The 16,343-nt window shown below is 68.8% G+C and carries 14 protein-coding genes and 1 tRNA gene; 6 read left to right on the top strand and 9 right to left on the bottom strand.

Features of this window, described 5'->3' with window-relative positions; genetic code table 11:
• Positions 1–3 precede the first annotated feature (3 nt).
• The 7 genes from LI953_RS09115 to LI953_RS09085 all read right to left on the bottom strand — a co-directional run bounded on the left by LI953_RS09115 (position 4) and on the right by LI953_RS09085 (position 6,495).
• Complete coding sequence (locus LI953_RS09115) at positions 4–489, bottom strand: CreA family protein (protein ID WP_227075759.1); 486 nt, start codon at positions 487–489, stop codon at positions 4–6.
• Positions 486–1,625 (bottom strand): glycosyltransferase family 4 protein, encoded by a 1,140-nt coding sequence (locus LI953_RS09110; protein WP_227075758.1) that lies wholly within the window; start codon positions 1,623–1,625, stop codon positions 486–488. The genes LI953_RS09115 and LI953_RS09110 overlap by 4 nt, the downstream gene beginning before the upstream one ends.
• Complete coding sequence (gene galE / locus LI953_RS09105; RefSeq protein WP_227075757.1) at positions 1,626–2,639, bottom strand: UDP-glucose 4-epimerase GalE; 1,014 nt, start codon at positions 2,637–2,639, stop codon at positions 1,626–1,628.
• Position 2,640: 1 nt separating this feature from the next.
• Complete coding sequence (locus LI953_RS09100; protein ID WP_227075756.1) at positions 2,641–4,248, bottom strand: heparinase II/III family protein; 1,608 nt, start codon at positions 4,246–4,248, stop codon at positions 2,641–2,643.
• Positions 4,245–4,949, bottom strand: a complete 705-nt coding sequence (rpe, locus tag LI953_RS09095; protein ID WP_227075755.1) for a ribulose-phosphate 3-epimerase — start codon at positions 4,947–4,949, stop codon at positions 4,245–4,247. Before rpe ends, LI953_RS09100 begins: the two co-directional genes overlap by 4 nt.
• A gap of 48 nt (positions 4,950–4,997) precedes the next feature.
• On the bottom strand, positions 4,998–6,302 hold the full coding sequence (locus LI953_RS09090) for a transcription antitermination factor NusB (protein ID WP_227075754.1): 1,305 nt from the start codon (positions 6,300–6,302) through the stop codon (positions 4,998–5,000).
• Positions 6,303–6,419: 117 nt separating this feature from the next.
• Positions 6,420–6,495 (bottom strand) — tRNA-Ala (locus tag LI953_RS09085).
• A gap of 127 nt (positions 6,496–6,622) precedes the next feature.
• Here LI953_RS09085 and LI953_RS09080 point away from each other — a divergent pair.
• The 3 genes from LI953_RS09080 (at position 6,623) to LI953_RS09070 (ending at position 9,759) form a co-directional block, all read left to right on the top strand.
• A complete protein-coding gene (locus LI953_RS09080; RefSeq protein WP_227075753.1) occupies positions 6,623–6,931 on the top strand; it encodes a YggT family protein in 309 nt (102 codons plus the stop codon).
• Positions 6,932–6,995: 64 nt separating this feature from the next.
• Positions 6,996–9,569 carry an MMPL family transporter gene (locus tag LI953_RS09075; protein ID WP_227075752.1) on the top strand — a complete coding sequence of 858 codons (2,574 nt, stop codon included), beginning with the start codon at positions 6,996–6,998 and terminating at the stop codon, positions 9,567–9,569.
• Positions 9,553–9,759, top strand: a complete 207-nt coding sequence (locus LI953_RS09070; protein WP_227075751.1) for a ribbon-helix-helix domain-containing protein — start codon at positions 9,553–9,555, stop codon at positions 9,757–9,759. The genes LI953_RS09075 and LI953_RS09070 overlap by 17 nt, the downstream gene beginning before the upstream one ends.
• Here the strand turns inward: LI953_RS09070 and pheT are convergent.
• Both pheT and pheS read right to left on the bottom strand, forming a co-directional pair.
• Entirely contained in the window at positions 9,756–12,212 is a 2,457-nt protein-coding gene (gene pheT / locus LI953_RS09065; protein ID WP_227075750.1) for a phenylalanine--tRNA ligase subunit beta, read from the bottom strand. The genes LI953_RS09070 and pheT overlap by 4 nt on opposite strands.
• A 3-nt stretch (positions 12,213–12,215) precedes the next feature.
• Complete coding sequence (pheS, locus tag LI953_RS09060; protein ID WP_227075805.1) at positions 12,216–13,283, bottom strand: phenylalanine--tRNA ligase subunit alpha; 1,068 nt, start codon at positions 13,281–13,283, stop codon at positions 12,216–12,218.
• 318 nt (positions 13,284–13,601) lie between these two features.
• On the opposite strand from pheS, the gene LI953_RS09055 reads away from it, so the two are divergent.
• The 3 genes from LI953_RS09055 to tilS all read left to right on the top strand — a co-directional run bounded on the left by LI953_RS09055 (position 13,602) and on the right by tilS (position 16,267).
• On the top strand, positions 13,602–14,099 hold the full coding sequence (locus tag LI953_RS09055) for an OmpA family protein (protein WP_227075749.1): 498 nt from the start codon (positions 13,602–13,604) through the stop codon (positions 14,097–14,099).
• 135 nt (positions 14,100–14,234) lie between these two features.
• Positions 14,235–15,122 (top strand): tol-pal system YbgF family protein, encoded by an 888-nt coding sequence (locus LI953_RS09050; protein WP_227075748.1) that lies wholly within the window; start codon positions 14,235–14,237, stop codon positions 15,120–15,122.
• Positions 15,113–16,267 (top strand): tRNA lysidine(34) synthetase TilS, encoded by a 1,155-nt coding sequence (tilS, locus tag LI953_RS09045; protein ID WP_227075747.1) that lies wholly within the window; start codon positions 15,113–15,115, stop codon positions 16,265–16,267. Before LI953_RS09050 ends, tilS begins: the two co-directional genes overlap by 10 nt.
• Positions 16,268–16,343: the final 76 nt, after the last annotated feature.

Genomic DNA, 16,343 nt, shown 5'->3' with positions numbered 1-16,343 from the left:
GGCTTAATTGCCCGCCGGCACGGCGGAGACGGCATTGGCCGGCGAGCCGTGCAGCACCCGCGTGCTGATGAGCACATAAACGAGCGTGTTGGTCTGGCGGTCGACCATGCGGGTGATGATGAAGTGCTTGAACAGTAGCGAGGCGGAGATCGCGCCCATTTCCTCCTGCTCAGGCAGATCGGCGGGCAGGCTCACCGGCCCATGCGCCACGCAGTTGAGCGCGAACTGGCTCGGATCCTCGGCCACGCCGACACCGCCCGCCACGCCGCCCGTCTGCGCGAAGGACGCGTAGCAGGAGACATTCGCCACTTTCGGGTCGTCGAAACGCTGCACCAGCACTTTGTCATTGGGGCCGAGCAGGCGGAAATTCGTGCTCACCGCGCCGATCTGGTCGCCATGGCGACCGCTGAACGGGCCGAACACAAACAGCACGAACAAGATCAGTGCCAGGGCGATCGCGGCGGCCAGGGTGGAGAGGAGGGTTTTCATGCGGCACTCCGTGCGGGAACCAGGGTTTCATACACCTTCAGCGTGGCGGCGCAGATGCGGGCGTCGGAATAATTTTCCTCCACCCGCCGCCGTCCGGCCGCGCCCAGCCGCGCGCGCAGGGCCGGGTCGTCGATCAGCCGGGCCAGCGCGGCGGCCAGGGCCAGCGGATCGCGTGGCGGAACCAGAAAGCCGGTCTCGCCATCCACCACCGCCTCGCGGCAACCGGGAATATCGGTGGCCGCCACCGGGCGGCCGGCGGCCATCGCTTCCAGCACCGCCTTGGGCAGGCCCTCGCGATAGGTCGAGGGCAGGCAGAATATATGCGCGCCGGCGAGCAGGGCGGGCATGTCGGCCACCGGGCCGAGCCAGGTCACGATCCCCTCTTCCGCCCAGCCGCGCAGTTCGGCCTCGGTGTGGCTGTCCGGGTTGCCCGCATCCGGCGCCCCGGCCAGCAGGAATTGCGCCCGCCCGCGTAGCGCCCGCGCCGCCGCCACGAAATCGGCCACCCCCTTTTCGCGGATCATGCGCGCCGCCAGCACCACCCGTACCGGGCCGGAGGGCTCGGGGGTGGGGGCGAAGTGATCCGTATCCACTCCGGCGCCGGGGATGACCAGCGTTTTATCCGCCGCCACCAACCTCGTGCCGACCAGCGCCTCACGGTCATCGGGGTTCTCGAAGATCACCACACCGCGCGGCGGCGCCAGCGTGGCGCGCAGGGCGAGCCGCACCGCCGGGCGCAGCGCGCGGGCCAGCAGGCGGCGCGAGGAGAACACGAAGCCCAGCCCGATCGGCGCGTTGACGATGCTTTTCACCCCCGCCAGCCGCGCCGCCAGCCCGCCGAGGATGATCGGCTTGAGCGCGACGTGATGCGTGAGGTCCGGCTTGAGCCGCCGGTAGAGCCGGGCGAGCTGCCAAGACGCGGCGAGTTCCTTGAACGGGTTGAGGCGGCGGCGGTCGAAATCGGCGGGATGAAATTCGATGCCCGAGGCCTCGATCCGCCGCGCCGCCTCGCTCTCGCGCGCCACCAGCACCACGCGCCAGCCCGCTGCCCGTGCGGCCAGCCCCCGCGCCCAGAAATGCGAGGCGAAGAACCAATCCTCCATCAGCACGAAGACGAGGGTGCGAGGAGCGCGCATTCAGAGGTCGTTGATGCCGTCGCGCCTGGCCTGCCAGCGCCACGCGTCGCGGCACATATCCTCGACATTCAGCTTCGCCTGCCAGCCAAAGAGCCGCGCGGCCAGTGCCGGGTTGGCGTAGTAGCTGGCGACATCGCCGGGGCGGCGCGGGGCGAAGACGAGCGGGATCGCGCGCCTGGTGGCGCGCTCGAAAGCGTGGACCAGTTGCAGCACCGAAATGCCGTCGCCCGTGCCGAGATTGACCGTGACCGAGACATCCTGCGCGCAGATATGCTCCAGCGCCAGGGCATGGGCCTCGGCGAGATCCACCACATGGATATAGTCACGCACGCCGGTGCCGTCGGGGGTGTCGTAATCATTGCCGAACACGTTGAGATGCGGGCGCTGGCCGGTGGCCACCTGTGTCACATAGGGCATCAGGTTGTTGGGCACGCCGCGCGGGGTCTCGCCGATCATGGCGCTGGGATGCGCGCCGACCGGGTTGAAATAGCGCAGATTGGCCGCGCCCGTGAGCTTGCCGGTGCGGGCGAGGTCGCGGATCAGATCCTCCATCACCAGCTTGGTGCGGCCATAGATGTTCTCCACCCGCGTCGGCGCGTCCTCGGAGATGGGCGAGGACTCGGGCTGCCCGTATACGGTGGCCGAGGAGGAAAACACGATGCGCTCCACGCCGCATTCCTGCATGGCCTGCAACAGGCGGATCGTGCCGATGATGTTCATGTCGTAATACAGCAGCGGGTCGGCCTCGGACTCCCCCACCGCCTTCAGCGCGGCGAAATGGATCACCGCCTCCACCGGGTGCGCGCGCAGCGCCGCCGTCACCGCCGCGCTGTCGCGGATATCGGCCTCGATGACGGGCATGTTCTGGCCGGTGAGGCGTTCCAGCCGGGCGGGTACATCGCGCTCGGCATTGGCGAAATTGTCGAGGATCACCACCTCATGCCCGCGCGCGGCCAGGGCGGCGGCGGTGTGCGAGCCGATATAGCCGGCGCCGCCGGTCAGCAATACGCGCATCTCAAACCCTCGTGAGACTCCATTTGACGTGCTGCGGCCCGTCCTGATGCCCGGCGAGCACGATCTGCTCCGCCCGGCGCGGCTCGGCCTGGCCGAAATACACGCTTTCCTCGATGCGGATCGGCACACCCTCGGCCCGCAGGCGCAGCCCCAGCCCGCTCGGCGTGCGCAGCAGTACGGCCTCGTTATCCTGTTGCAGGCTGGCGGTGACGCTGGGATGCAGGTGGAAGCGGATGGTGAAGGGCTGCGCCGCCTTCGCCTCGATCAGATCCTCGCCCAGCAGCTCGTCGCCGGTTTCGGCCAGCACCAGGCGGCGGTGATGGATGGCGCCGAACAGCTTGCCCCAGCCGTCGTGATTGGCCTCGATGCAATGCACCCCGCCGAAATCCTGCCGTACCGCATGCACATGCGCGGGGCGGCGGCCCAGCCCGGTCTCGCGTAGCTCGGCCGAGGAGACATCGGCGATGGTCAGGGTGGAATGTGCCGCCGTGCCGCGCAGCGCCGCCTGCCATTCGCCGGCCAGGGCCGGGGCGGCGCCGCAATTCACGATGATCCGCTCCTTGCCGTAAGAGAATTCAAACCCCAGCGTGCCGGCATGGGCGAAACGGTCCAGCCCCGGCGCGGCGGGCGGCCCGGCATCGATGAACAGCAGCGCCTTGGCGGCGGCGATGCGGTATAGCCCGCAGGCGGAGAGCGGCGCCAGCGCCCCGCGCGCCCGCCCGGCCTGGGCCAAGACCAGGTCGATGAGGCTCGGCAATTCCTCCTTGGCGCCGTTAAACAGCGTCAGCCCGCCATCACCGTGGCGCAGGCTGCGCATGGCCGCTGCGGCGCGCTCAATGGCGCCGAGCAGCTCCGCCGGGGGCGGCACATTGGCCACCTGCAGCAATGCGCGCAGCTCCGTGAGGTCCTGCAACGCGGCCAGATGCGCGGCCGGGCTGCGCTCGGCATGGCAGCCATCGGCGAAGAATTGCCGCGCCAGCTCGGGGCCGAGGAATTTCAGCACGCGCGGCAGATAGGGCGCGTGCTCGGGCATGGCGATGGCGGCGGCGGCCAGCCCCTTGAGCGCGGTCAGCGCCCGCTGGTCCAGCACTTCCGGCGGCAGCATGGCCGAGAGGCTGCGCGCATCCTGCACTAGCCGGTGCATCAGCCGCTGGCGGAAATCGTCATCGGCCGAGGCGGCGAAGAAATCGTAATGCCCGAGCCAGGCGGCGAGGCGCGCGCCGATCGCATCCGGCGCGTTGCCCTGCGGGTCGAGCGGGTAGGTATCCATGAAATCGGAGACCAGGGCGCGGGCGCGCGAGCGGGCGGCGTCGGTGCCGAGGGCGCGCAGGTCGCGTAGCCAGGTGAAGCCGTGCAGATGCGCGCGCATCAGCACCGTGGCGTTGGCGGCGGCGAAAATCTCCGGCGGCATGGCCAGCACGGCGCCGCCGAATTCCACCTCCGCCTTCACCAGCCGCGCGCCACGGCGCGGATCGCCGGGCCAGGGGTCGCGCAGACTCAGCGCCGGGGCGTCCGGCGCGTGGGTGGTGCGCAGGTTTTGCAGCCGCGAGAGCAGGCCGCGCGCCTGCCGCCCCAAACTGCCGCTAGGGCGCTTTCCGCCTTGGCTCATCCGCCGCTGGCCAGCTGAGTTGGGGTCACGCGGCTTCCGGCGGCGCGCAAGGCGGTGATGGCGCCGGCGTAATCCGGCGCGCCATAAACGGCGGTGCCGGCGATCAGGCAATCCGCCCCGGCCCGAAGCACTAGCGGCGCGGTCTTGGGCGTGATGCCGCCATCGATCTGCAGGATGATGTCGCGCCCGCTATCGTCGATCATCTCGCGCAGCCGGGTGATCTTGGTGAGTTGCGACTCCAGGAAGGCCTGCCCGCCAAAGCCCGGGTTCACCGTCATCACCATGATGATGTCGGTGAGGTCGAGCACATTCTCCACCGCTTGCACCGGCGTCGCCGGGTTGAGCACCACGCCGGCCTTTTTGCCGAGCGAACGGATGAGTTGCAGCGTGCGGTGCAGATGCGGCCCGGATTCGGGGTGCACGGAGATGTTGTCCGCCCCCGCTTCGGCGAAGGCGGCGATATACGGATCCGCCGGGGCGATCATCAGATGCACGTCCATCGGCAGGCTGGTATGCGCGCGCAGGGCCTTCACCACCAGCGGGCCGAAGGTGATGTTGGGCACGAAATGCCCGTCCATCACGTCGAGATGCAGCCAGTCGGCCCCGGCCTGTTCGACGGCGCGGGTTTCCTCGCCCAGCCGGGCGAAATCGGCGGCCAGCAGGGACGGGGCGATGAGCGGACGATTCGCGGCGTTATTCATGCCTTGTGTTGTAGCTTCGCCCGGGGGTTGACCACAAGCGCAGCCGGACTAACGGAAATCCTCGCTCAGTTCGCCCAGCATGCAGGGCGGTGAGGCGTATTCAACCGATTCGTTGTCGCCCTGCGGGAAGGGCTTGATCAGCCGGGCGATGAAAAACCCGTCCATACCGCCTTTTTCGGGCCATAGACCGGGATGTGTGCGCACATCGCCCTCGGGCGTGACAGCCTCGGGCAGCTCCGGCAGGGTGAGCGCGGCGCGGCGCAGGCCGAGGCGGGCGCAGGCGGCGTCGACGCGTGCCGCGCCTTCCTCGGGTTGCAGCGAGCACACGGCGTAGATCAGCCGCCCGCCGGGGGCGAGCATCTCGGCGGCGGCGTCGAGCAGCTTGTCCTGTAGCGCGGTCACGGTCGCGAAATCCATGGGCTTGCGCAGATGCAGCAGCTCCGGGTGGCGGCGCACGGTGCCGGTGGCGCTGCACGGGGCGTCGAGCAGGATGGCGGGGAATTGTTCCTCCGGGCGCCATCTGGTGGCGTCGGCGAGCACCGTTTCGGCGGCGAGGTTCAGGCGGCTGAGATTGCCCTTCAACGTCGCCATGCGGCTCTTGTCGCGCTCCACGGCGGTAACGCGCGCGCCCAGCGCGGCGAGTTGCGCCGTCTTGCCGCCGGGCGCGGCACAGAGGTCGAGCACGCGCTCGCCGGGGCGGGGGGCGAGCAGCCGCGCGGGCAGGGTGGCGGCGGCGTCCTGCACCCAGATTTTGCCCTCCGCGAAGCCGGGAAGCGTCATGACCGGCGTGCCGACCGGGAAGCGGTAGGAACCGGTGGGCAGCGCCTCGCCGCCCTCGGGCGTGAAGCCGGGCAGGGCCGAGACATCGAGCGGCGCCTCATGCGCGTGCGCCCCGGCGATTACCCGCGCCTCCTTGCCCCAGGCGGCCCAGGCCCAGGCCGGGGTGTCCAGGCGCGGCATGTCCAGCTCGTCCAGCACAGCCGGGCCTTGCGCCACCACCTTGCGCAGCACCGCGTTGATCAGCCCGGCGAAGGGCTCCAGCTTGTGGCTGCGCGCCAGCGCCACGGCGGTGCCCACGGCGGCGTGCGGCGGGGTCTCCAGAAACAGGAACGCCGCCGCGCCCAGGCGCAGCATATTGCGCACGGCGGGCGGCGGCTCGCGGCGCAGAAAGGGGGAGAGCACCTCATCCAGCGTGCCGGCATGGCGCAGCACGCAGGCGGCCAGGCGGTGCGCGGCGGCGCGGTCGCGCGGCTCGATGGCGGGCAGGGCGTCGAGCGCGGCGTCCAGCGGCGTGTGGCGCGTGAGCACGGCCTGCAACAGGGCGAAGGCGGCGTCTCTGGTGGGGTCTGACATGGGGCGTTCCGTGAATTCGACTTTGGCGGCTTTGTTCTGCGCGCCATGGCGCTCGCGCCGCAAGTGGAGATCACCCGCCGCCAAACAAACCGCCGCGATTTTAGAGGGAAGGGGACCTGGTGGAGCTGAGGGGAATCGAACCCCTGACCTCGTCATTGCGAACGACGCGCTCTACCAACTGAGCTACAGCCCCGGCCGTGAACACCGGTTCATGGTCCGTGTGGGGGCGCGATGTGACGCATCTCGAACCAGAAGTCAACATTGCCAGCGCCATGTTCCGCCGGTACTTACGGGCGGCGCGCATTTTTTTGAGGTAAACCATGATTTCCGCGATTTTCTGGCTGGCGGGTGAACTCATCCATCTGATGATCCTCGCCATCATCGCCGCCGCGGTGATGAGCATGCTGATCGCTTTCGGCGTGGCGAATCCGCGCAACCAGATCGTCTACACCGTGGCGGATTTCCTCAACCGCCTGACCGAGCCGGTGCTGCGGCCGATTCGTCGCATCCTGCCCTACTTTGGCAATATCGACATCTCGCCCCTGGTCGCGATCCTGCTTCTGCAGGCGCTGCAGATGGTGCTGGCCGATGTCTATGGGCGGCTGGTACTCTCGGGCATGGCGTTTTAGCCGCCAGCCCCCATCTCGAGTGGCGTAAAGGGAGAAGCCGGTTTTGCAATTGATCGTCGCCACCGTGAGTGCGGTCAGACGCCATGCCCTGCTGGTGGTGCTGGGCTATCTGCTGCTGGCCGGGCTGGGCGGGTGGTATAGCGCCACGCATCTGGGCCTCGACACCGACACCGATAATCTCTTCGCGCGGTCGCTGCCCTGGCGGCAGGCCGATATCGAGGAGGCCAAGAACTTCCCGCAATTCGACAAGCTGATCGTGGCCGTGGTGCGGGCCAAGACGCCGGAGGAGGCGACCGAGACCGCCGCCGCGCTGAACGCGGCGCTCAACGCCGACAAGACGAATTTCATCGATTCGAGCTATCCTGGCGGCTCTGATTTCTTCGCTCGCGAGGGCTTGCTGCTGCTGCCCACGCCTGATCTCGCCTCGCTGCTTGGCGCCATCGTTTCGGCGCAGCCCTTTCTGGGCCAGCTGGCGGCTGATCCGTCGGCGCGCGGCCTGTTCACCGGGCTGGGGCTGATCGCCCAGGGCGTGCAGGCGGGTACCGATATCTCGCCCTATAATGGCGCCTTGGCCGGGGTGGAGCGCAACCTGCAAGCCGCCGCCGCCGGGCAGCCCGTCCCGCTCTCCTGGCAGGCGCTTATCATGCATGGCACGCCCGCCCAGAGTGACGCCGAGTTTGTGCTCGCGCATCCCCGGCTCGACCAGGGCAGCCTGCAGCCGGGCGGCGTGGCCACCGCGGCGCTGGTCAAGATCGCCTCTAGCCTGCCGGACGTGAAAGCCGGGCGCGCGACGGTGGATTACACGGGGCAGATCCCGCTCTCGGATGAGCAATTCGCCTCGCTCACGAAGGGTATGCTGCTGGGCGGTATCATCTCGGTGGCGCTGATCACGTTATGGCTCTACCTCGCCCTGCGGCAATGGAAGCTGATCGTGCCGGTGCTGCTCACCCTGCTGCTCGGGCTGGTACTCACCATCAGCTTCGCCGCCGTGTTCGTGCGGGTGATGAACCTGATCTCGGTGGCCTTCGCCATCTTGTTCATCGGCCTCGCGGTGGATTTCGGCATCCAATACTGCGTGCGCCTGCGTGACATCCGGCACAACACGCCGGACCCGGACATCGCCGTGCCCGAGACCGCGCGCCAGGCCGGGGCGCAGATCGCGCTCGCCGCGGCGGCCACGGCCTGCGGCTTCTTCGCCTTTGCGCCCACCGATTTCGTTGGGGTGGCGGAGCTGGGCGAGATCGCCGGGGCGGGCATGTTCATCGCCTTCTTCTGCACCATCACCTTCTTGCCGGCCTTGCTGCGCCTGCTGCGTCCGCCTGCCGAGCCGGCCTCGGTCTGGCTGCCCGGCGGCGCGGTGATGGACCAAATTCTCCTCCAGCGCCGGCGCGTGGTGGTGGCGCTGTGCCTGCTGGCCGGGCTGGCGGGCGGCTTCGCGATTCCCCTGGTTGGCTTCGACGCCAACCCGCTCGACACCAAGGACCCGAACACCGAGAGCATGCGGACCATTCACCGCCTGCTGGCCGACCCGGCGACCAACCCGTTCTACGCCGACGCGCTGGCCCCGAATCTCGACGCGGCGCGGGCGCTGGCGAAGAGGCTGGGGGCGCTGCCCGAGGTGGCGCAGGTACTCTCGGGCGGCACCTTCGTGCCCGAGGACCAGGACGCGAAACTGGCCATGCTGGCCCAGGCTCAGACGATCCTGGCGCCCACGCTGCTCGCCGCCGCCAGCCCGCCCCAGGCGGTCACCGCCGATGACATCCGCGCCGCCGCCGCCAAAACGCATGATGCAATCATGGGTGTGGCCGCCAAGCTGCCCAAGGACTCGCCGCTGCTCGGCATCGCCGCGGCGCTGGGCGAGCTTCAGGGCGCCAGCGATGCGCGGGTGATGGCGATGAACGCGGCGCTGACCCGTTTCCTGCCGCTGGAGCTGACGCGCCTTGGCCAGAGCCTGAGCGCGCAACCGATCACGGAGCGGACCCTGCCGCCCGAGATCGCCCGCGACTGGTTTCTGCCCGATGGGCGCGTGCGGGTGGAGGCGCTGCCCTCGGCGGCGGCGCAGACGACCAAGGGGCTCAAACGCTTCGTCAAGGCCGTGCAGGCCATCGCCCCCAACGCGGGCGGTCCGGCGATCTCGACCATGGCCACGGCGGCGACGATCCTTGGCGCCTTCCGCACCGCCGCGCTGCTGGCCTTCGCCGCGATCGCCTTCATCCTGATCGTCGTCTTCCGCAATATCCGTGACACCGCGCTGGTGCTGGCCACGCTGGCGCTCTCGGCGCTGCTCACCGCGCTCTTCGCCTGGGTCGCGGGGCTGCACATCAACTACGCCAACATCATCGCGCTGCCGCTGCTGCAGGGCGTGGGCGTGTCGTTCAACGTGTATTTCGTGATGAATTTCCGCGCCGGAATACGCCGGTTCCTGAACTCCTCCACCGCGCATGCGGTCCTGTTCTCGGCGCTCACTACCGGCACGGCGTTTGGCTCGCTCGCCTTCTCGGGCGACCGCGGCACGGCCAGCATGGGCGAATTGCTGCTGCTCAGCCTGCTGGCGGTGCTGATCGCGACCTTCGTGTTCCTGCCCGCGATGCTCTATGTGCTTGAGGAAGACGCCGGCGAAAATGCTGGAGAAACGTAGTTTCGCGCTCTCCGGCCATCGCACCTCGGTGGCGCTGGAGCCGGAGTTCTGGGCGGTGTTGGAAGAGATCGCCGGGCGCGAGGGCGTGGCGCTCTCGGGCCTGGTCACCCGGCTGGATGCCGCGCGCGCCGAGGGCCAGCCCTTGGCCTCGGCGCTGCGTGTGTTCGCGTTGCGGGGCGCGCGGGGTTAACCGCGCAGCGTGCCACCCGCCTTCTTGCCCACCTCGGCCACGATTTTGGCGCAGACGGCCTCAATCTCGGCATCGGTCAGGCTCTTCTCCGCCGGTTGCAGCGTCACCGCGATCGCCAGCGACACCATGCCCTCCGGCACGCCCTTGCCCTGGTAGCGGTCGAACAGCGCCACACCGGAGATGAGGTTGCGCTCGGCGCCCTTGGCGGCGCGCAGCACGGTCTCGGCCGGGGTGGTCTCGGGCACCAGGAAGGCGAAGTCGCGCCGCAGCGGCTGGAAGGGCGGCAGGGCGGGGGCGGCTTTCTTGCGCTTCTTCGGCTCGGGAATGGCGTCGAGCAAAATCTCGAACGCCACGCTGCCCAGCGGCAGGTCGAGCTTGGCGCACAGGCTGGGGTGCAGCGTGCCGAAGCGGGCCAGCACGGTCTTCGGCCCCTGCATCAGCGCGCCCGACTGGCCGGGGTGGTAATAATCCGGCCCGCCCGCGCTGGTGGTCACCGCGTCCAGCGGCACGCCGAGCGCGGCCAGCACGGCCAGGGCGTCGGCCTTGGCGTCCAGCGCGTCATAGCGCCGGGCGGGGGCGAGGGCTGAGAGCGGGGTCTCGCCCACGCGCAGCCCGGCCGCCACCAGGGCCTGGGAGCGGTCGGCGGCATAGGCTGGGCCGATCTCGAACAGCCCGAACGCGCCAAAGCCGCGCGCCACATTGCGCGCCCCGGCTTGGCAGAGCGTGACCAGCGGGGTGGGGCGCATCTGGTTCAGGTCAGCCGCGATCGGGTTGGCCAGACGCAGGCTCTCCGGCGTATCGCCAAACAGCGCGCAGGCGGCGTCGTCGGTGAAGGAGAATGTCACGCAATCCAGCATCCCGCGCGCCGCCAATACGCGCCGAGCCAGCGCCGTGCGCGCCTGTTTGGCAGTGAGGATGGGCGCGGGGACAACCGCCGCGTTGGGCAGGGAGAGGGCGGGGATGGCGTCCAGCCCTTTCAGGCGCAGCACCTCCTCGATCAGATCCACCTCCGGCTCGATCTCGGCCGCGCCCTCGGCCGCGGCTTGCGCGCCGGGCAGGTCGGGCGCCTGGTCCAGCGCCTGGGGCTGCGCCACGTCGTTGCGCCAGCTCGGCACCGCCACGGTCACGGAATGCTCGTCCTGCGCCTGCACGGCGAAGCCCAGCCGCTCCAGCGACGACACCGCCTCGCTGGCCGTGATCTCCGAGCCGCCGAAGCTGCGGATGCGCTCAAAGCGCAGCCTGGCCTCGCGGGTCCATTCCGGCCGCGCGCCCGCCTCGGTCACGCCGCTGGCGGTGCCGCCGCAGAGTTGCAGCACCATCGCGGTGGCGGCGTCGAGGAACTCAGGCAGGGCTTGGCTGTCGATACCGCGCTCGAAGCGCTGGCGGGCATCGGAGAAGATGCCGCTGCGCTGGCCGGTCTGCGCGATCTTCACGCGGTCGAACAGCGCGCATTCGATGAACACCTCGGTGGTGGCATCGTCGCAGCCCGTGCCCTCGCCGCCGGTGATCCCGGCGAGGGATTGCGCCCCCGCGGCGTCGGCGATCACGCAATCCTCGGCGCCGGGGCGGATCTCCTTGCCGTGCAGGCCGGGGAACACATCGCCCTCCTGGCCGCGCCGCAGGGTCAGGGTGTTGCTAGAAAGTTTTTTAATATCAAATACATGCAGAGGTCGGCCAAGGTCGTAGGTGAAGAAATTGGTGATATCGACCAGGGTGTTGATCGGGCGCAACCCGATGGATTCCAGCCGTTGCTGCAGCCAAGCGGGGCTGGGGCCGTTTTTCACGCCGCGCACGGTGCGGCCCAGGACCCAGGGACAGGCCTCGGGGAACTCGTTTTTCCAGACGATGGCGGAGGCGCCCTCGGCCTGGATCGCGGGCGCGGTGAATGGTTTCAGCCGCCCCAGCCCGGCGGCGGCGAGGTCGCGCGCGATGCCGCGCACGGCCAGCGCGTCGCCCCGGTTGGGGGTGATGGCGATCTCGATCACCGGCTCATCCAGCCCGGCCCATTGCGCGAAATGCGCGCCCACCGGGGCGTCGGCGGGAAGTTCGATAATGCCGTCGGCATCGCCCTCCAGCCCCAGCTCGCGGTAGCTGGTCAGCATGCCCTCGGATTTCTGGCCGCGGATCTCGCCCACCTTGATGGTGATGCCGCTGCCCGGCACATAGGCGCCCGGCGGGGCCATCACCACTTTCAGTCCGGTGCGGGCATTCGGCGCGCCGCAGACGATGCTGCGCTCATCCCCGCCCGCATTCACGCGGCAGACGCGCAGCTTGTCGGCGTTCGGGTGCGGCACGGCCTCCACGATCTCGGCGATCACGAAGGGTTTCAGCGTCTCCGCCTTGTTCTCCACCCCTTCCACCTCCAGCCCGATGGCCGAAAGCGCGGTGGTGATCTCGTCGAGAGAGGCGTCGGTATCGAGCCAGGTCTTCAACCAGGAAAGAGAAAATTTCATGCCTTAAATCCCCTCATGCAGGCTGGCGGGGGTGAGCGGAGAGAAACCGTAATGGCGCAGCCAGCGCACATCGCTTTCATAAAACAAGCGCAGATCATTGATGCCGTGCTTGAGCATGGTGATGCGCTCCAGCCCGACGCCAAAGGCGAAGCCCTGATATTTGCGCGGGTCGATGCCGCAATTGGCGAGCACGTTGGGGTGCACCATGCCGGAGCCGCCGATCTCCAGCCAATCCGTGCCGCCGCCGATCTCGCCGGTCTTCCGGCTCCAGCCGATATCCACCTCCATCGAGGGCTCGGTGAAGGGGAAATAAGAGGCGCGCAGGCGCACCGGCAGGTTCGGCACACCGAAGAAAGCCGATAGGAAGTCCGACAGACAGCCCTTGAGATGGGCAAGCGTGATGCCCTCCTCGATCACCAGCCCCTCGCATTGGTGGAACATCGGGCTGTGTGTGGCGTCATGATCGGCGCGGAAGGTGCGGCCGGGCACGATGATGCGGATCGGCGGGCGCTCGTTCAGCATCGTGCGGATCTGCACCGGCGAGGTATGGGTGCGCAGCACGGCCGGGCGTTCGTTCGGCTGGGCGGTTAGGTAAAACGTGTCCATCATCGCCCGCGCCGGGTGATGCGCGGGGATGTTGAGGGCGGAGAAATTGTTCCAGTCGCTCTCGATATCCGGCCCGTCCTTGATGGCGAAGCCCATGGCGCCGAAAATCGCGGCGATCTCCTCGGTCGTGCGGCTGAGCGGGTGGATCGCGCCTTGCGGCTCCGGGCGCGGGGGCTGCGTCACGTCGATGCGTTCGGCGGCGAGTCTGGCGGCCAGGGCGGCTTCGTCGAGCGTCGCGCGGCGCGCGGAAATCGCGTCGGTGATCTGCGTTTTCAGCAGGTTAATCTGGGTGCCGGCGGCCTTCCGGGCCTCGGGATCCATGCCGCCGAGCGATTTTAACAGAGTTGTCACGGAGCCGTTTTTGCCCAGCAGGGAGACGCGCAGGGCCTCGAGTCCCTCGGCGTCGGCGGTGCCGATCTCGCGCAGCGCGCCATCCAGCAAACTCTTCAAATCATCGCCTAACATCTGCATTCATCCCAGTTTCCGCGCTCAGGGCAGACAGCGGCGCGGGGCAAATGTCAAGCGCCTGGGCGCGGCCTTGGCGGCGCAGTAGCGCCCCCCTACAGCTTCGTAAGGTGTTACATAATCTCAACAGCCTACCAGAAAATTCGGCTTTGCAGGAAAAGCGCATGAACACGTTGAAAATGCATGATCATCCCGCTTGACCCTTGGCGCCGGAGAAGAGTATGGCCGATGCGGTGAGCGCAACCAAACCGGCTGCGCGGCCTCATCACTCGACTAAATCGCTCGTATTTCCTCTTCGGACAGGGATAGGTTAATCTCATGAAACTCAAAGCTCTGGGCGCTTTCGCCGGCCTCGCCCTGCTGGCAGCCTGCTCCTCCAATAACGCCAACACTGCCGCGACCGGCGGCACTGGCGCCGAGGCTACTGGGCCGGCTCCCGGCAGCGAGCAGGACCTGGTCGCCAACGTTGGCGATCGCGTGTTCTTCGCGTTCGACAAGTCCAACCTGAGCAGCGATGCCCAGGCCACGCTGGGCAAGCAGGCCGCTTGGCTGCAGAAGTACCCCTCCGTGAACGTGCTGGTGGCGGGTAACGCCGACGAGCGCGGCACCGAGACCTACAACCTGGCTCTGGCCAAGCGCCGTGCCGACCATGCCCGCGACGACCTGGTCGCCCAGGGCGTGGCCGCTTCCCGCATCCAGACCATCTCCTATGGTAAGGACTGCCCGGTTGCCGCTGGTAACGACGAGGCTTCCTACCAGCAGAACCGTAACGCCATCACCTCCGTGGTTGGCTTCAACCCGCAGAACTGCAAGTAATCTTCAGCCGCCTTCCGGCGTAAGCCGGAGCGCGTGAAAATTACCGCCGGCGGTGCCCATATGGGGGCCGCCGGTTTTGTTTTTGGGGGGTAGCGGTTATACCGGGGCAAATTGCTCTTCATTGGTGGAATATCCATGCGCCATAAACTTCTCGCCCTTGCCACTCTCGCCGCGCTGGCGCCGCTCGCGCCGGCGCTGGCCCAGCCCATGATTCAGAGCCAGGAAGGCATTGCCCTGCAAAATGAGATCGACCAGTTGCAGGCGCAGGTGCAGCAGTTGCAGTCGAGCGGCGGCGGTAATGGCAGCTCCGCGCTGGGCGGCAACGCGGCCCCGCCGCCGCCCGCCTATAGCGGCGGTGGTGGCGGCAACGGCGGCTCCAGCCAGGGGCTGGTGGCCAATCTGCTCAACCAGGTTCAGCAATTGCAGCAGCAGGTGCAGGATCTGAGCGGTCGGGTGGACCAGTTGCAGAACCAGGTGAACACCCAGCACGACGCCACCGAGAAGGAAATCGGCGACCTCAAATTCCAGATGGGCGGCGCCGGGGGCGCGGCTGGGGCCACCACCGCGCCGCAAGCGGGTGGCCCGCAGACGCTGAGCGCCCCCGCCGCGCCGGCAACCCCGCCCGCGGCCGCGCCGTCCTCCCCGCGCGACGCGCTAAAGGCGGCGGAACAGGCCTATGCGAGCAAGAATTACGCCGCCGCGCAAAGCCTCGCCCAGGGTATCGTAACGCAGAACAAGCAGGCGCCCGAGGCTTACCGCGCGCAATATCTGGTCGCGCAATCTCTGGCGGCGCAAGGCAAGCCGCAGGACGCGGCGATCGCCTTCGACAACACCTACAACATGAACCGCAACGGCAGCTACGCGCCGCAATCGCTGTTCGGTCTCGCCAGCTCGCTCTCCTCGATTGGCCAGAACGAGGCGGCCTGTGACACGCTGGCCTCGCTCAACAGCAATTTCCCCACCCCGCCGGCGGGGATGAAGCCGCGCATCGACGCGCTCAGCAAACACGCCGGTTGCCAGTAAGGGCGGCGTTCAACGCGGCGCTGGCGCGGCTGGGGCCGTTTGGCGCGGCGCCGCGCTTGGCGGTGGCGGTGTCGGGCGGCGCCGACAGCACCGCCCTGGCGCTGCTGACCCAGGAATTCTGCGCCGTCCAGGGCGGGCGCCTGCTGGCGCTGATCGTCGATCATGGGCTGCGGGCCGAGTCGGCGGCCGAGGCAGCGCTCACCGCGAGCCGCCTGAGCGCGCGCGGGATCGCCTGCAAAATTCTCACCCTCGCGGGCTTGCCGCGCGGCGCGGGGCTGCAACGCGCGGCGCGCGAGGCGCGTTACGCCGCGCTGGCGCGAGCGGCGTTTGATGCCGGGTATCTGCATTTGCTGCTCGGACATCACGCCGCCGACCAGGAGGAGACCGTGGCGATGCGCGCGGCGCGCGGGCAGGGCGGGCTCGAGGGCATGAGCGCCTGGAGCGCGCGCGAGCAGGTCCTGCTATTGCGTCCGCTGCTGGGCATCCGCCCCGCCGAATTGCGCGATTATCTGCGCCGGCAGGGGATGGCGTGGGTCGAGGACCCGTCCAACCAGGCGGAAAAATTCGAGCGCGTACGCATCCGCCAAGCCGGGCTGGGGCAGGCCCCGGCGGATCCTGCGGCGCGGGTAGCGCGTGAGCAGGCGGCGGCGGCCTTCCTGGCCCGCCATGCGCTGCTGCGGCCCGAGGGGTTCGCCGTGCTGGATGCCGCCGCAGCGCCGCCCGCCGCGCTGGCGGCGCTGATCCGCAGCCTTGGCGGCGCGCTCTATCCGCCGCGCCAGGCCAATTTGGCGACGCTGGCGGCGCGGCTGCGCCCGGCCACGCTGGGCGGGGTGCGCATCGCCCCGGCAGGGCGGCTCGGCCCCGGCTGGCTGCTGGCGCGCGAAGCCGCCGCCTGCGCCCCGCCCGTGGCGGCCGGGCCCGGTGCGCGCTGGGATGGCCGCTTCATCCTGCGCGACGCCGCGCCGGGCATGAGATTGGGCGCGCTGGGGGCGGAGGCGGCGATGTTCCGCGGCTATCGTGGCCTGCCGAGCCTCGTGTTGCGCGCCATGCCTGCCCTGCGCGGCGGCGGCGGTCACATTCTGTTTCCCGCCCCGGTCTGGTTTTCGCCACAACTGCCGGTTACGGCTTATCCATTCGCTGCATGAGGGCATTTTATTTTTGCACATATGGGAAAACGGTGCAGAATGCATATCTAGCGGCAATGAACGGCGCCGCTTTGGC

The sequence above is a fragment of the Acidocella sp. KAb 2-4 genome, assembly GCF_020567705.1.
In the GTDB taxonomy this organism is placed as follows: Bacteria; Pseudomonadota; Alphaproteobacteria; order Acetobacterales; family Acetobacteraceae; genus Acidocella.
The sequence above is the reverse complement of the archived record's forward strand: the minus strand, read 5'-3'. Positions and strand labels throughout refer to the sequence as shown.

What these genes read in the sequence shown, in the direction of transcription:
- LI953_RS09115 (WP_227075759.1), bottom strand. Translation starts at nt 489, where the DNA reads ATGAAAACCCTCCTCTCCACCCTGGCCGCCGCGATCGCCCTGGCACTG.
- LI953_RS09110 (WP_227075758.1), bottom strand. Translation starts at nt 1,625, where the DNA reads ATGCGCGCTCCTCGCACCCTCGTCTTCGTGCTGATGGAGGATTGGTTC.
- galE (WP_227075757.1), bottom strand. Translation starts at nt 2,639, where the DNA reads ATGCGCGTATTGCTGACCGGCGGCGCCGGCTATATCGGCTCGCACACC.
- LI953_RS09100 (WP_227075756.1), bottom strand. Translation starts at nt 4,248, where the DNA reads ATGAGCCAAGGCGGAAAGCGCCCTAGCGGCAGTTTGGGGCGGCAGGCG.
- rpe (WP_227075755.1), bottom strand. Translation starts at nt 4,949, where the DNA reads ATGAATAACGCCGCGAATCGTCCGCTCATCGCCCCGTCCCTGCTGGCC.
- LI953_RS09090 (WP_227075754.1), bottom strand. Translation starts at nt 6,302, where the DNA reads ATGTCAGACCCCACCAGAGACGCCGCCTTCGCCCTGTTGCAGGCCGTG.
- LI953_RS09080 (WP_227075753.1), top strand. Translation starts at nt 6,623, where the DNA reads ATGATTTCCGCGATTTTCTGGCTGGCGGGTGAACTCATCCATCTGATG.
- LI953_RS09070 (WP_227075751.1), top strand. Translation starts at nt 9,553, where the DNA reads ATGCTGGAGAAACGTAGTTTCGCGCTCTCCGGCCATCGCACCTCGGTG.
- pheT (WP_227075750.1), bottom strand. Translation starts at nt 12,212, where the DNA reads ATGAAATTTTCTCTTTCCTGGTTGAAGACCTGGCTCGATACCGACGCC.
- pheS (WP_227075805.1), bottom strand. Translation starts at nt 13,283, where the DNA reads ATGTTAGGCGATGATTTGAAGAGTTTGCTGGATGGCGCGCTGCGCGAG.
- LI953_RS09055 (WP_227075749.1), top strand. Translation starts at nt 13,602, where the DNA reads ATGAAACTCAAAGCTCTGGGCGCTTTCGCCGGCCTCGCCCTGCTGGCA.
- LI953_RS09050 (WP_227075748.1), top strand. Translation starts at nt 14,235, where the DNA reads ATGCGCCATAAACTTCTCGCCCTTGCCACTCTCGCCGCGCTGGCGCCG.